Below are 15,475 nucleotides of genomic sequence, written 5' to 3' on the forward strand. Positions count from 1 at the left end.
ACCTCGAATCCTCTATTTCCGTGAGATTAGTGATGAGCCCACTCAACAGTGTTCAAATCAATCCCTTCTTTATACATATCCCATAGAGGAGACATGTCGCGTAATTTATTTACTGCTACACGGATTTGTGCAATCGCGTAGTCGATTTCTTCTTCCGTAGTGAAACGGCCGAATGAAAAACGTACTGAGCTGTGTGCCAGTTCATCGTTTAAGCCAAGAGCGCGTAAAACGTATGAAGGCTCAAGACTCGCTGATGTACATGCAGAACCTGATGATACCGCTAAGTCTTTTAAAGACATAAGCAGAGATTCACCTTCAACGAAAGCAAAGCTCACGTTTAGGTTATGTGGTACACGTTGATCTAAGTCGCCATTTACCGTTACTGCTTCTAGATCTTGAACCCCTTTCAATAGACGCTCGCGAAGTGCTAGTGCGTGGTCATAATCTTTCTGCATGTCTTGTTTAGCGACAGCAAAAGCTTCACCCATACCCACGATTTGGTGAGTAGCAAGCGTACCAGAACGGAAACCACGTTCGTGACCTCCACCGTGCATCTGTGCTTCAAGACGAATACGTGGCTTACGACGAACGTACAAAGCACCAATGCCTTTAGGGCCGTATGCTTTGTGTGCAGAAAGAGAGATAAGGTCAACTTTCATCTCTTTTACATCTAGTGGGATTTTACCCGCAGACTGAGCCGCATCAACGTGGAAGATGATCTTGCGTGAACGACATAATTCGCCGATTGCAGAGATATCTTGGATTACACCAATCTCGTTGTTTACGTGCATGATAGAAACAAGAACCGTATCTTCACGCATTGCTGCTTGTAGCTTGTCTAAATCAATGATGCCGTTTGCTTCAGGCTCAAGGTAAGTCACCTCAAAACCTTCACGTTCTAGTTGGCGACATGGATCAAGAACCGCTTTATGTTCTGTTTTACACGTGATTACGTGCTTACCTTTCTTCTCGTAAAAGTGCGCTGCACCTTTGATAGCAAGGTTATCTGACTCTGTAGCACCTGACGTGAAAACAATCTCACGTGGGTCTGCATTTAGTAGATCGGCAATTTGCTCACGAGCATTATCTACTGATTCTTCTGCCTGCCAGCCGTAACGGTGTGAACGAGATGCAGGGTTACCGAAGTTACCGTCCATCGTCATGCACTGAACCATTTTTTCAGCAACACGTGGATCGACTGGGCATGTAGCTGAATAGTCAAAGTAAATAGGCAGTTTCATTTTCTACTCCAATGTAAAAACTGACCGCTAAGAGCGGGCATTAACACCGTGAGGTGCTGCACTAATCGTTGTAGTGCTCGTATTTTTATGTGCAAAACCATTATTAACCGCAAGATCGATATCTTGACGATCAGAAATCTCTAAAACTTCGTTATCTTTCATTAGCTCACCGAGCGTAATGTCATTTAAGAAGCTGCTGATTCGGGAGCTTAAATCACGCCAAAGAGTGTGAGTTAAACAACGACTACCACCTTGGCAATCTGCTCGACCGTGACACTTGGTTGCATCCACTGATTCGTCTACTGCTGCAATAACAGTTCCGACAGCAATGTCGCTCGCTTCAGCACCTAAGCGGTAACCACCACCAGGGCCGCGAACACTAGCAACTAAGCCAGCTTTACGTAACTTAGAAAAGAGTTGTTCTAAGTAAGATAACGAGATGCCTTGTCGCTCTGAAATATCAGCCAGAGGAACTGGGCTTTTTTGCGAATGCAGTGCTACATCTAGCATAGCTGTTACCGCATATCTTCCTTTAGATGTAAGTTTCATATCACACCGTATCCACATTGTTTATGTGGTTGGAATTTTCCCATACCCGACTAAATTGGTCAAGTATTTAGTTGACTATTTTAGTCAAGTATTCATCCCTAGAGGTTGTATGGGATTTATTTGCCCGATTTACTCTTCTCAATCGAAGTCAAAATACCGCGCAAAGTGTTGATCTCTTGAAGCTCTGGGCGAGCACGGCTGAATAGACGACGTAACTTGTTCATCACCTGACCCGGCTTATCCTTAGAGATAAATTGGGTATCAATGATCACTTTTTCAAGGTGCTCATAGAACATTTCTAGTTCTTCGTGACGTGGGTAGTCATCTTGTTGTTGTGGCTGATATTGGCTAGCCACCATATCAAGGTGTGCAACACGAACTTCGTAGCTCAGAGTCTGTACCGCCATCGCTAGATTTAATGAGCTGTATTCTGGGTTAGCAGGGATACATACGTGATAGTGACATTTCTGCAACTCGTCATTCGTTAAGCCAGTACGTTCACGACCGAACACTAATGCGACTGGATGTTTTTGACCTTCAACGGCAAACTTTTCGCCACACTCGCGAGGCTCAAGCATTGGCCACTCAAGCGTACGAGAACGAGCACTTGAGCCTACAACCAAACCACAGTCTTTTACTGCTTCTTCTAGAGTAGAAACAATGGTCGCGTTTTCTGCGATGTCACCTGCACCCGCAGCCAGTGCTAAGGTCTGCTCGTCAACTTCACATTGAGGGTCTACAAGAACCAACTGACTCAAACCCATCACTTTCATTGCGCGAGCTGCTGAGCCGATATTTCCCGAATGAGACGTACCAACCAGAACGACTTTTACATTGTCTAACATGCTATATGACACCACTTTAAAAATAATCGCGAGATATTAACACATAGCAAAGTAAAATGGTCAGACCCTTAACGGAATGTGAAACCAAGAGTTCAAAAAATAACCACTTCCCTTTTACGGAAACTTTGGTATACTCGCCGCCGCTTTAAATTGTTCTTTAACATCTTGTGGGAAAAACCATATGCATCCAATGCTAAACATTGCGATACGCGCTGCGCGTAAAGCTGGCAACCATATTGCTAAATCTCTTGAAACAACTGATAAGATCGAAACATCTCTAAAAGGTAACAACGATTACGTTACTAACATTGCTCAAGAAGCTGAGTACATGATTATTGAGACAATCAAATCATCTTACCCAGAGCACAGCATTATTTCTGAAGAGTCAGGCCTGACTGAAGGTAAAGACTCTGACGTACAATGGATCGTTGACCCACTAGATGGCACCAACAACTTTGTAAAAGGTTTCCCTCACTTCTCTGTATCTATTGCTGTTCGTATGAACGGTCGTACAGAAGTTGCTTGTGTTTATGACCCAATGCTAAACGAGCTATTCACTGCTCAACGTGGCGCTGGCGCTCAACTTAACAACGCTCGTATGCGTGTTACTCAACTTAAAGACCTTCAAGGTACTGTTTTAGCGACTGGTTTCCCATTCAAGCAAAAACAACACTCTGAATCTTTCATGAAAATCATCTCAGCTTTATTCGTAGATTGCGCTGACTTCCGTCGTACTGGTTCTCCAGCTCTTGACCTATGTTACCTAGCGGCTGGTCGTGTTGACGGTTACCTAGAACTTGGTCTTAAGCCATGGGATCTAGCTGCTGGCGATCTAATCGCTCGTGAAGCTGGTGCTATCATGACTGACTTTGCTGGCGGTACTGATTACATGACGTCTGGTAATGTTGTTGCTTCAAGCGCTCGTGGTGTTAAGTCTATTCTTAAGCACGTTCGTGAAAACTCTAACGAAGGTATGCTGAAGTAATTCAGACCTTACGTTAATGCTCTTTAGTTAAGAGCAGAAGATTTTCAAAGCCTCGCTATTGCGGGGCTTTTTTGTATCTGTGATACGAGCTACGAGCAAGATGGCGGTTAGTCGCGATGAGCACAACACACTTCGCTGATGAATTGCATTGAGCTTATCGACAAAATACAGACGTAAAAAAACCGCTGACTAGGCAGCGGTTTTTTTGTTTAGCGAAACTTATTAAGCCAAGGCCTAAGGCATCTCGTCAAACTCTTCACCTTCTTTGTCCACTTGCGGTGGCATTAGGTGTTCACGCGTAATACCCAACTTCATAGCCAGTGCAGATGCAACGTAGATAGAAGAGTATGTACCCACTGTAATACCTAATAGAAGTGCAGTCGCGAAGCCGTGAATCATAGCGCCGCCCTGAACAAACAGTGCGATAACTACGAATAACGTTGTACCAGAAGTGATCAATGTACGGCTCAATGTTTGTGTGATTGAGCTGTTCAGTACTTCAGGTGCTTCACCCTTACGCATCTTACGGAAGTTCTCACGAATCCGGTCAAATACCACTATGGTATCGTTGAGGGAGTAACCGACCACCGTCAGCAAGGCTGCTACGATTGTAAGGTCTACCTCAATTTGCATTAGAGAGAACACACCTAGTGTGATGATAACGTCGTGTGCTAGGGCTAATACAGCACCTGCAGCCAAACGCCATTCAAATCGCACTGACACGTAGATCAAGATACAGATAAGAGAAACTAGAATAGCAAGACCACCAGCTTCTGTTAGTTCATCACCCACGTTTGGACCAACGAACTCGATACGGCGCATTTCAACTTGCTCACCAGTACCATCTTTAATTGCAGTCAGGATCTGGTTACCAAGCGTTTCGCCTGCAACACCGTCACGTGGACGTAGACGAACCATTACCTCACGCGCAGAACCAAAGTTCTGAACCGTAGCATCACCAAAGCCTTCAGCTTCTAGTGCACTTCGAATGTCAGGTAGGTTTGCTGGTTGCTCGAAACCCACTTCAATCAGCGTACCGCCGGTAAAATCTAAACCCCAGTTCAACGACTTCGTTGTTAAGGTGAAGATAGCAGTACCAATCATCAAGATAGAGAATACAAAGGCAACCTTTGACCAACGCATAAAGTCGATCATTTTTTCTGCTTTTAGAATCTGAAACATATTAATTCCTAGCCTTAGATCGACAGTTTCTTAACGCGTTTGCCGCCATACATCAGGTTCACGATACAACGTGTTCCGACAATAGCTGTAAACATTGAAGTCAAGATACCGATTGATAACGTTACCGCGAAGCCTTTAATCGCACCTGTACCTACAGCAAACAGAATGATTGCTGTCAGTAGTGTGGTGATGTTGGCATCGGCGATTGTACTAAATGCGTTTGCATAGCCTTGGTGAATTGCTTGTTGTGGACTGCGTCCATCTCGAAGTTCTTCACGTATACGCTCAAAGATAAGAACGTTGGCATCGACTGCCATACCAACCGTCAATACGATACCGGCAATACCTGGTAGCGTCATTGTCGCGCCAGGAATCATCGACATGACACCAATAATCAACACAAGGTTAGCCATCAGAGCGACGTTCGCGATCAGACCGAAAGTTCGGTAGTAAAGCAGTGTAAACAGCATTACTGCAGCCATACCCCAAACCATCGCCATGATACCCATATCGATGTTTTGTTGCCCCATAGATGGACCAATCGTACGTTCTTCTACAATCGAGATAGGCGCAATCAATGCACCAGCACGTAGTAGAAGTGCCAAGTTATGAGCTTCAGCCGTTGAGTCGATACCTGTAATACGGAAGTTACGGCCAAGTGCAGATTGAATCGTCGCTTGGTTAATCACTTCTTCGTGCTTACTTAGAATCACTCGGCCTTCAGGCGTTTTACGACCGCTGTCTTTATACTCTGCAAATACCGTTGCCATTAGCTTACCGATATTCTGACGAGAGAACGCAGACATCTTGCTACCACCTTCGCTGTCTAGCGAGATGTTAACTTGTGGACGACCATATTCATCAACACTTGAGCTTGCGTCAGTAATACTTGAACCGCCTAAGATAACGCGCTTCTGAAGTACAACAGGACGACCATCACGATCTTGCTTGATTTCGCTACCCGCAGGGGCACGACCAGAAGCGGCAGCGGCTAAATCAGCACTGCTATCCACTTCACGGAATTCAAGTGTTGCCGTCGCACCAAGAATTTCTTTAGCGCGCGCCGTGTCTTGAACACCAGGCAATTCCACTACGATACGGCTAGCACCTTGACGTTGAACCAAAGGCTCAGCTACACCAAGTTCATTAACACGGTTACGTAGGATAGTGATGTTTTGCTCTACCGCGTAGTTACGGATTTCTTGAAGACGAGCTTCTGTGAAGTTTGCAACCAAAGAAAAACGACCGTTAGATGCAGAATCGACGAACGTCATGTCTTGGTGTTTAGATTGCAGTAGCGATTTCGCTTCAGCAAGCTGCTCTTCGTTACGCAGAATCACTTCAACCGCATCTTTACCTGATGGGCGAATTGCACGGTAACGAATCTTTTCTTCACGAAGTTCACTGCGGAACGCTTCTTCTTGTTGGCCAACCAGCTTTTCCATTGCAGCATCCATATCCACTTCCATTAAGAAGTGAACACCGCCACGTAGGTCAAGACCGAGCTTCATTGGTGCAGCACCAATAGATTCAAGCCAATCAGGAGTTGAAGCCGCTAAGTTTAAAGCAACGATAACATCATCACCTAGTGCTTCTGTGATGATATCACGGGCACTAATTTGCGTATCTGTATCGTTAAAGCGAACAAGAATGGAACCGTTCTCTAGAGCAACGGATTTAGTAGAAAGGCTCTCTGCTTCAAGAGCATCGGTGACAGCATCCAGCGTAGACAGATCTACAGAGGCGCCGCGCGCCCCTGTAACTTGAACTGCCGGATCTTCACCGTATATATTTGGAAGTGCGTATAACGCAGCAATAGCGATGGCAAACATCACCATCAAATACTTCCATAACGGATAACGGTTTAGCACAGCGAGGATCCTCTAGCTGTTTATAGAGATTTCAGAGTACCTTTTGGTAGCACTGCTGTAACGAAGTCTTTCTTGATAACTACTTCGTTGTTTGCGTTCAATTCGATAGCAACGTAGTCGCTGTCTTCAGCAATCTTAGTAATCTTACCGATTAAGCCACCGCTTGTAAGAACTTCATCGCCTTTGCCCATTGAAGACATAAGGTTCTTGTGCTCTTTAACACGCTTAGCTTGTGGACGGTAGATCATGAAGTAGAAGATCACAGCAAACATACCTAGCATGATAAGCATTTCGAAACCGCCGCCTGCTGGTGCACCTTCTGCTGCTGCGTGAGCTTGAGAAATAAACATTTAAAACATCCTCTATTATATTTTCGTAATTGTTTGTCTAATTGGGTTGCACCCCTTTATTTTCAAGCCCCAACTCTCGGAAGAGAGATGGGGCTCGCAAAAAAAGAAATACTAAGATTCTTTACCTAGTGGTGGCACTTCACGCCCCATTCTTGCGTAGAACTCTGCAACGAACTCTTCAAAGCGATCTTCATCGATAGACTGACGAATGTCTGACATTACTCGCTGGTAGAAACGCAGGTTATGAATCGTGTTCAGTCGAGCACCTAGGATCTCATTACAACGATCCAAATGGTGTAAGTACGACTTGCTATAGTTCTTACAAGTGTAACAGTCACACTCTGAATCTAGTGGTGTTGTATCCATTTTATGCTTCGCATTACGGATCTTGATCACACCTTCAGTTACAAATAGGTGGCCATTACGTGCATTTCGCGTTGGCATTACACAGTCAAACATGTCGATACCGCGACGAACACCTTCAACCAAGTCTTCAGGTTTGCCTACGCCCATTAGGTAACGTGGCTTATCTTCAGGTAATTGAGGACATGTGTGCTCAAGAATACGGTGCATGTCTTCTTTTGGTTCGCCTACAGCTAGGCCGCCAACAGCGTAACCGTCAAAACCAATTTCTGTTAGGCCTTTAACGGACACATCACGAAGGTCTTCGTATACGCCACCTTGTACAATACCGAACAGTGAGTTCGGGTTTTCTTGCTTATCAAAGTGATCGCGTGAACGTTGAGCCCAACGAAGAGACATCTCCATCGAGTCTTTAGCTTCTTTATGCGTCGCAGGGTAAGGCGTACATTCATCAAAGATCATTACGATGTCTGAGCCTAGATCCTTTTGGATTTCCATCGACTTTTCAGCGTCCATGAAGATCTTGTCACCGTTTACAGGGTTACGGAAGTGAACACCCTCTTCAGTGATTTTACGCGTCGCACCTAGGCTGAATACTTGGAAACCGCCTGAATCAGTCAGGATAGGTCCTTTCCAGTTCATGAAATCGTGCAAGTCACCGTGCAGCTTCATGATTTCTTGACCAGGGCGTAACCATAGATGGAACGTATTACCTAGTAGGATTTCAGCACCGGTGTCTTTCACTTCTTCAGGCGTCATACCTTTTACCGTACCGTAAGTACCTACTGGCATGAATGCTGGTGTTTCAACGGTACCACGTTCAAACTGAAGTTGACCACGACGTGCGCCGCTGTTTGTTTTTTTAAGTTCGTATTTTAATTTCACGAAGCCTCCAATATGCCAGAGAAACAATCTGACTGATAATTCAGAACCTTAAGCTAAACATAAGTTCAATCTCGCGAGTTCTATGAGGAGCGGTCGCGTATTCCCTGCGAGAGATTAGACAGACACTCTGCCCAACTCCTAGCTTACTGCTAGCACCCGTAAATTCTTTTTATATCGTTTATAACGAGTTAGATTAGCTCGTTTTCTTATTGATGAACATCGCATCACCGTAGCTAAAGAAGCGATATTCGCTCTTCACTGCGTGATCGTATGCGCCCATCACATTGTCGTAGCCAGCAAATGCACTCACCAACATAATCAGTGTTGATTCTGGTAAGTGGAAGTTGGTAATCAAGCAATCCACCAACTGATATTCATAACCAGGGAAGATGAAAATTTCTGTATCGCCAAAGAAAGGAACTAATTCGGTGCCCTTCTTCAGTGCATCTTGCGCTGCACTTTCTAGTGAGCGCACTGATGTTGTACCAACGGCAATAATACGACCGCCACGAGCTTTTGCTGCAGCAACGGCATCAACCACTTCTTGCGGTACCTCAACGTACTCAGCATGCATGTGATGATCATTGATATTATCAACTTTTACTGGTTGGAATGTGCCCGCACCTACGTGAAGTGTCACGTAAGCAAACTCTACACCTTTAGCTTTCATGTCAGCCATTAGCTTGTCATCAAAGTGAAGGCCAGCTGTTGGCGCAGCAACGGCACCGGGCTTCTCATTGTAAACCGTCTGGTAACGCTCTTTATCTGCGTCTTCATCAGGACGATCGATGTAAGGTGGCAGTGGCATGTGACCAACACTGTTAAGAATTTCTAATACGCTTTGGTCGGAAGTGAAATGGATTTCAAACAACGCATCATGACGCGCTACCATTTCAGCTTCATACTCGTCATTCTCACCAAGAAACAATTTAGTGCCTGGTTTAGGAGATTTAGAACAACGAACGTGGGCTAGAATACTCTTCTCGTCGAGCATTCGTTCAACCAACACTTCAAGCTTACCGCCTGATGCCTTGCGACCGAACACGCGAGCAGGAATAACTCGAGTATTATTGAAAACGACAAGATCGCCCGGCTCAACCAAGTCTAAAACGTCTTTAAACGAACCATCCGTCAGGTTGCCATTATTGCCGTCTAATTTAAGCAGGCGGCTTGCTGTACGCTCTTCTTGAGGGTAACGAGCAATAAGTTCATCTGGTAGGTCAAAGTGAAAATCTGAAACTTGCATGTGTCTAGTCTTGTCTTAGTTGATGAGATTCGTGCCGTTGACGAATAATAAATCATGCTTGCTAATCGATCGTTACGATAAGTAATTCATTACCGGGAACTGATGACAAACACGACTAAAAATTTCGCAGTGGGCTAGTATAGGCACACGAGCCGCAATAGCAAGGTTTACAGCACTGGATTATTGTAAAGAGGCGTAAAATAAAGCTAACGATTCACCTCCTCAAACTAAAGAATTAGTTGCATAAAACTCGCCCAAAAATGCGTCAGGTCTCAGTTATTTTTTGGATAAAAAACTATAGTAATAGCAACAAATAAAAAAGAAGGAGGTTCGTATGATCAAGGTTGAAGATATGATGACTCGCAACCCTCATACCCTATTGCGCTCACACTCACTGGCCGATGCTAAGCACATGATGGAAGCGCTTGATATCCGCCATATCCCAGTTGTAGATGCCGACAGAAAATTATTAGGCGTCGTAACACAACGTGACGTTCTTGCCGCTCAAGAATCTAGTCTACAAAACATCCCACAAGCTCAATCATTTACTCTTGCGACACCACTCAACGATATCATGCACAAAAGCGTTATGTCGGTAGAGCCGCGAGCTGGATTGAAAGAGTCAGCTGTTTATATGCAAAAGCACAAAGTGGGCTGTTTACCTGTTGTCGATGACCACGAATTAATAGGGATTATCACTGATAGCGACTTCGTCACGATAGCGATCAATCTACTCGAACTCCAAGAAGAAGTAGAACCGGAAGAAGTCGAAAGTTAGCCAACGTTGTTCTATCCGCTATCCCCCTAGAGCCTTTCAATCCAAGGCTCTTTACATGTCCAACAATCACATATTCACTGTGAAACTCACTGTACCCCTCATTTCTTCTTAGAGACCAGTTCCAAAATTCAAGCCTCTCAATAAACCGAACTCACTTATTGTTCTTATATATGAGAATGTAAGGCTCTAATTGGATTTATTGATATATCTATCGTTTGGATAATGTAAAAATTTGTTAACAATAAAAACAAACTGCCTTTCTGGGAATGATACTTATGAGTTTAAAGAAATTGCTGTCCTTGGGTTTTGGCGTAATTCTTGCGCTAATTTTGGTTATTTCAGTCGTTGCTTCATTGCGCTTTTATCAATCGAGTGATGGATTTAACACCTATCGTTCCCTCGCATTAACAAGCGTATCCACAGGGCGAATCCAAGCCAACATATTGGAAGCTCGTTTATCTGCATTAAAATATATAAAGGACCCTGTTGCATCGCATGCTTCAGAACTGGACAAGCGCATCACTACATCAATTCAATTGATCGATGAAGTGTTAGAGGCTCATCTTGACGACCTCCATAAAAATGAGTTCTTAGCGATAGAGAAGCAGCTTAAACAGTATAGCCAAGGGTTTAGCCAAGTTGTTCAACTGGTCAATACTAGAAATAGCTTAGTAAAAGAGAGCTTAGACCCATCAGGTTTAAAAATGCGACAAGCAGTGACTAACTTGATGACTCAAGCTTCTGCTGAAGAGGATTTAGAGGTTGCAGTCAGTTCAGGACAACTTCAACAACACGTATTGCTATCAAGATTATATGCTTCTAAATTTCTGACCAGTAACAACACAGAAGATGCTCAGCGAGCAGAAAAAGAATTTGCATCAGCAGCGTTGCTTGTGGAAACAATAGAATCTCAACTAATGTCGAACGAGCAAATTCGATACTTAACTGATTTTAATACCGCTTTTAAAGCCTACCGTCTGACATTTTCAGAAGTCGTTGACACGATAAATGAAAGAAACCACATCGTTTCTGGCACCCTTGATGTTGCTGGTAGCAACGCAGCAAAAACAATTGAAGAAATCAAACTATCCACAAAGTCAAAACAAGACTCTGTAGGACCAAGCATGGTTGAACGATTTTCAAATGCTCAATTTATCTTAGGTGCACTTTCAATCATTGTTATCGCTATCGCCCTTGGCATTGCAATCTCCATTTACCGAAGCGTATGGAAAGTTGTAGGAGGGGAGCCTAGCGAGATTCAATCGATTGTCGAAGAAGTTGCTTCAGGCGATCTTTCAAAACAGATTCCAGTAACAGGTAAAGAAACGGGTATATACGCCAACATTTTAGAAATGCGCCAAGAACTACGTCGCATCATCGATGGATTCCACCAAATTTCAGACAACGTTTCAGCAGCTTCAGTCGAGTTAACAGCCGTAATGAGCCAAACCGAGGGGAACGCTCAACAAGAGCTGAGTCAAATGGAACAAATAGCAACTGCCATCAATGAGCTCTCTAGTACTGCGAATGAAGTCAGCCACAACGCTGCTAGTGCTGAGAACGCGGCAACGGGTGCAACTTCCAATGTCAAAGAGGGGGGAGTTTCACTCGATGCATCCGATGATATATCTCGCAAGGTTGAAGACTCAATCGAAGAAACATCAAACATCGTCAATCAACTGCAAGAGTACTCGGTAGAGATCGGGACTGTTATTGAAGTGATCAACTCGATTTCCGAACAGACGAATTTGCTTGCGTTAAATGCGGCAATTGAAGCAGCACGAGCTGGTGAGCAAGGGCGTGGTTTTGCTGTCGTTGCTGATGAAGTTCGTTCTCTGGCCGCTAAAACACAACAATCAACTGTCGATATTCAAGAGATAATCTCTCGACTTCAAGCACAGGCAAAAGATGCCAACCAGTTCATGCAATCTAACCTATCGTTAGCCGTCGAGTCGCGTCATTACAGCGAACAGCTTAGAACGGCATTCGCATCAATAACGGAGTCTGTTGGCCTGATTTCAGATATGAATACACAAGTAGCAACAGCATCTGAAGAGCAATCAGGAGTCACACAGGATATTTCACAAAATGTTTCTTTAACCTTTGATATCGTTCACCAAAATGTTTCAGGAATCGAACAAAGCAAACAAGCGAGTGAGGAGTTATCTTCATTAGCAGTGAAACAAAAAGACTTACTGAGTTTTTTCAAAATCTAACGCTGTAAATAAATTTCCAACGCCACAGTTTGTGGCGTTTTTCTTCTAAAATAAATAGAAAGAGCGGCTAAAATGGCCGCTCTTTTTGTTTTGATGTTCTAGGTTTTTTATAACAACTCAGACACCACATCCGCTAACTGATGGAATGTTTCACGGCGCGATGAGCTCGGTCGCCACACAAGACCAATATCTCGGTACGCTTGCTGACCAGGAGGATCAATAACCACTAGGTTTTGATTTTCCAGCAAGCCATGATCGATCGCCATTTGTGGAATAAAGGTGGTTCCTAAACCATTGGCCACCATTTGCACCAGTGTGTGTAGGCTTGTGGCGGTAAATGGGTTTATCTTCTCTTTATCCGTTAACTTGCACGCTGATACCGCGTGCTCGGTTAAGCAGTGCTCGTTCTCCAGCAAAAATACAGACTCATCTGGCAAGTCATCGTATTTAATCGGAACACGAATGCCATCAGCTTGATTACGACTGATCACCATTCTGAACGGGTCTTGCCCGACAACTTGGCTCTCCATGTTGTCGATATCGACAGGCAAAGCTAAAATCAAAACATCCAACTCACCATGACGCAGCGCTGCTAATAAGTTAGTTGTTGTGTCTTCACGTAACAGCAAATTTAACTGTGGAAAGCGTTGGTTAACTTCTTGTACTAAATCGCACAACAAGAACGGCGCGATGGTAGGAATACACCCTACTCGTAGCTGCCCTTGCATTGCATCCCCATTGCATAAGTTTCCGAGCTCGACAAGGTCTTGCCCTTTCGCCAGTAGCTCTCGACCATGCTTAACCACCAGCTCACCCGCTTGTGTAAATACTAATGGACTCTTTTTATCTTTTTTCTCATACAAAGGGCAACCAATCAGCTCTTCGAGGTTTTGAATACCTTTACTTAGCGTGGATTGACTGACGAAACAGCGATCAGCAGCATCGCTGAAGTGGCGTGTTTCGTGAAGAGTAACGAGATAATAAAGTTGCTTAAGACTTGGCCATTTATTCATGAAATTACTTTGTAATATGAGTAGGATAAGTTGGACAAAGGTCAGCAGACCTAAGGACTGAGCAAAGAATAAGCTTATCGCTTTTTTCGATTAACTTAATCTATTTAATTCGCTTTTTTCTATAGTACCGATTGTACTATAGTTTGTCCCGTAGAAACGGAGCCCAAACAAAGATGTGTTGGGCCAACTAATTTTTTAGGAGATTCCAAATGGTACTAGTAGGTCGTCAAGCCCCTGACTTTACTGCAGCAGCTGTTCTAGGTAACGGCGAGATCGTTGATAACTTCAACTTCGCAGAATTCACTAAAGGTAAGAAAGCGGTAGTTTTCTTCTACCCACTAGACTTCACTTTCGTTTGTCCTTCAGAGCTAATCGCTTTCGACAACCGTCTTGAAGATTTCCAAGCTAAAGGCGTTGAAGTAATCGGTGTTTCTATCGATTCACAATTCTCTCACAACGCATGGCGTAACACTGCTATCGCTGATGGCGGTATCGGTCAAGTTAAATACCCTCTAGTTGCTGACGTTAAGCACGAAATCTGCAAAGCATACGATGTTGAGCACCCAGAAGCAGGCGTTGCTTTCCGTGGTTCTTTCCTAATCGACGCAGACGGTCTTGTACGTCATCAAGTAGTGAACGATCTTCCACTAGGTCGTAACATCGACGAAATGCTACGTATGGTAGACGCACTAAACTTCCACGAGAAGAACGGTGAAGTTTGTCCTGCACAATGGGAAGAAGGTAAATCAGGTATGGACGCATCTCCAAAAGGTGTTGCAGCATTCCTATCTGAGCACGCTGGCGACCTAAGCAAGTAATTACCTCTTAAGCCCGAACTCAACGCGGGTTAATGGTTGGAAGACTCTCTATAAAGAGAAATAAAGCATAAGCTAATAGCGCAAAGCGCACCGCCAATCAGTTAAGAAGTAAAGTCCTATTAAAAGCCCGAAGTTAACGCTTCGGGCTTTTTGTTTTTACACGCTTTAATCCATTCCCTTTCTCACAATGAATAGGGGTAACTGCAAAGCAAAACTTTACCCCTATTTCCCTCTTCAAACATCTATTCAGAATCACATCTAGATTGCTATTATTTCATCAATAACTTTTTGAACGAATAAATCTGATGAACACCGAAATTGAAGTCTGTATCGATAACTTAGAATCTCTACATAACGCACTATCTGGCGGTGCGAATCGAATTGAGCTTTGCTCTTCCTTGTCACTTGGCGGGTTAACTCCAAGCTTCGGAATGATGAAGCAAGCAGCAAAAGTTTCGTCAGTTCCAGTATATGCCATGATACGGCCAAGACAAGGCGACTTCATTTTCGATGATGACGACATGCTCTGTATGCTTGAAGATATTGAAGCTTGTGCAAGTGCCGGGGTAAATGGGGTCGTACTTGGCGTGTTAGAGCCTAATGGAAGTATTGATATGCCAAAAATGCAGCAACTGGCTGACAAAGCGCACTCATTAAAGCTTGGAATTACGTTCCACAGAGCCATTGATCAAAGTTCTGACTACCAAGTAGCATTAGAACAAATCATTACACTTGGATGCGAAAGAATCCTAACGTCAGGGCTTGCTGTTAATGCAGAGCAAGGCATCGATGTATTGGCAGCAATGGTCAAACAAGCCGATAGCAGAATCGATATCATGGCTGGGGCTGGCGTCAACGCAACAAATGCTAAGATTATTCAAAGCAATACCCAAGTGCCAGCTCTTCACCTTTCAGGAAAATCAACAAGACCAAGCCTAATGGAAAACAACTCAAGTGCTCAAATGGGCAGTGATGATATTGATGATTATCAGATCCCAGTGACCGACGCTAATAAGATATCCGATGTAAGAGAAGCCCTCATTGTTTAGGGCAATAATCACTAACACAAATCTAAGAGAACCTCGCGACTAATCTAACTAACTGACGTATATTAGATTTAATAGTGCCGAAAA

General features: G+C 43.9%; 14 protein-coding genes. 5 read left to right on the forward strand and 9 right to left on the reverse strand.

Annotated features, from left to right (window positions below; all coding sequences use genetic code 11):
- Window positions 1-26: 26 nt before the first annotated feature.
- The 3 genes from L8S15_RS10330 to trmJ all read right to left on the reverse strand — a co-directional run bounded on the left by L8S15_RS10330 (window position 27) and on the right by trmJ (window position 2,635).
- Window positions 27-1,241, reverse strand: a complete 1,215-nt coding sequence (locus tag L8S15_RS10330; RefSeq protein WP_010440514.1) for an IscS subfamily cysteine desulfurase — start codon at window positions 1,239-1,241, stop codon at window positions 27-29.
- 27 nt (window positions 1,242-1,268) lie between these two features.
- Window positions 1,269-1,790: a Fe-S cluster assembly transcriptional regulator IscR gene (gene iscR / locus L8S15_RS10335; protein WP_010440512.1), complete on the reverse strand. Its 522-nt coding sequence runs from the start codon at window positions 1,788-1,790 to the stop codon at window positions 1,269-1,271.
- A gap of 116 nt (window positions 1,791-1,906) precedes the next feature.
- Window positions 1,907-2,635, reverse strand: coding sequence for a tRNA (cytosine(32)/uridine(32)-2'-O)-methyltransferase TrmJ (trmJ, locus tag L8S15_RS10340; protein WP_010440509.1), 729 nt, complete (start codon window positions 2,633-2,635; stop codon window positions 1,907-1,909).
- 181 nt (window positions 2,636-2,816) lie between these two features.
- Here trmJ and suhB point away from each other — a divergent pair, with 181 nt between their 5' ends.
- Window positions 2,817-3,620 (forward strand): inositol-1-monophosphatase, encoded by an 804-nt coding sequence (gene suhB / locus L8S15_RS10345; protein WP_010440508.1) that lies wholly within the window; start codon window positions 2,817-2,819, stop codon window positions 3,618-3,620.
- A 234-nt stretch (window positions 3,621-3,854) separates the two neighbouring features.
- On the opposite strand, the gene secF is transcribed toward suhB, so the two are convergent.
- The 5 genes from secF to queA all read right to left on the reverse strand — a co-directional run bounded on the left by secF (window position 3,855) and on the right by queA (window position 9,517).
- Window positions 3,855-4,802, reverse strand: a complete 948-nt coding sequence (gene secF / locus L8S15_RS10350; protein WP_016788422.1) for a protein translocase subunit SecF — start codon at window positions 4,800-4,802, stop codon at window positions 3,855-3,857.
- A gap of 14 nt (window positions 4,803-4,816) precedes the next feature.
- Window positions 4,817-6,673, reverse strand: a complete 1,857-nt coding sequence (gene secD, locus L8S15_RS10355) for a protein translocase subunit SecD (protein WP_080572723.1) — start codon at window positions 6,671-6,673, stop codon at window positions 4,817-4,819.
- Between the two features lie 20 nt (window positions 6,674-6,693).
- Window positions 6,694-7,023, reverse strand: a complete 330-nt coding sequence (gene yajC, locus L8S15_RS10360) for a preprotein translocase subunit YajC (protein WP_010440492.1) — start codon at window positions 7,021-7,023, stop codon at window positions 6,694-6,696.
- A 111-nt stretch (window positions 7,024-7,134) separates the two neighbouring features.
- A complete protein-coding gene (gene tgt / locus L8S15_RS10365) occupies window positions 7,135-8,271 on the reverse strand; it encodes a tRNA guanosine(34) transglycosylase Tgt (protein ID WP_010440490.1) in 1,137 nt (378 codons plus the stop codon).
- A gap of 193 nt (window positions 8,272-8,464) precedes the next feature.
- Window positions 8,465-9,517 carry a tRNA preQ1(34) S-adenosylmethionine ribosyltransferase-isomerase QueA gene (gene queA / locus L8S15_RS10370; RefSeq protein ID WP_010440488.1) on the reverse strand — a complete coding sequence of 351 codons (1,053 nt, stop codon included), beginning with the start codon at window positions 9,515-9,517 and terminating at the stop codon, window positions 8,465-8,467.
- A gap of 334 nt (window positions 9,518-9,851) precedes the next feature.
- On the opposite strand from queA, the gene L8S15_RS10375 reads away from it, so the two are divergent.
- Together L8S15_RS10375 and L8S15_RS10380 are read left to right on the forward strand one after the other, a co-directional pair.
- Window positions 9,852-10,295: a CBS domain-containing protein gene (locus L8S15_RS10375; RefSeq protein WP_010440484.1), complete on the forward strand. Its 444-nt coding sequence runs from the start codon at window positions 9,852-9,854 to the stop codon at window positions 10,293-10,295.
- Between the two features lie 275 nt (window positions 10,296-10,570).
- Complete coding sequence (locus L8S15_RS10380; RefSeq protein WP_010440481.1) at window positions 10,571-12,511, forward strand: methyl-accepting chemotaxis protein; 1,941 nt, start codon at window positions 10,571-10,573, stop codon at window positions 12,509-12,511.
- 107 nt (window positions 12,512-12,618) lie between these two features.
- Here L8S15_RS10380 and L8S15_RS10385 read toward each other — a convergent pair whose 3' ends face one another.
- Window positions 12,619-13,524, reverse strand: a complete 906-nt coding sequence (locus L8S15_RS10385; RefSeq protein WP_010440478.1) for a hydrogen peroxide-inducible genes activator — start codon at window positions 13,522-13,524, stop codon at window positions 12,619-12,621.
- Between the two features lie 209 nt (window positions 13,525-13,733).
- Between L8S15_RS10385 and L8S15_RS10390 the strand changes: the two genes are divergently transcribed.
- Together L8S15_RS10390 and L8S15_RS10395 are read left to right on the forward strand one after the other, a co-directional pair.
- Window positions 13,734-14,342, forward strand: a complete 609-nt coding sequence (locus tag L8S15_RS10390) for a peroxiredoxin C (RefSeq protein WP_010440476.1) — start codon at window positions 13,734-13,736, stop codon at window positions 14,340-14,342.
- Between the two features lie 305 nt (window positions 14,343-14,647).
- Window positions 14,648-15,391: a copper homeostasis protein CutC gene (locus L8S15_RS10395; RefSeq protein ID WP_016789119.1), complete on the forward strand. Its 744-nt coding sequence runs from the start codon at window positions 14,648-14,650 to the stop codon at window positions 15,389-15,391.
- Window positions 15,392-15,475: the final 84 nt, after the last annotated feature.

The sequence above is a fragment of the Vibrio sp. S/42/10 genome (assembly GCF_029890535.1).
GTDB classification, from domain to species: domain Bacteria; phylum Pseudomonadota; class Gammaproteobacteria; order Enterobacterales; family Vibrionaceae; genus Vibrio; species Vibrio cyclitrophicus.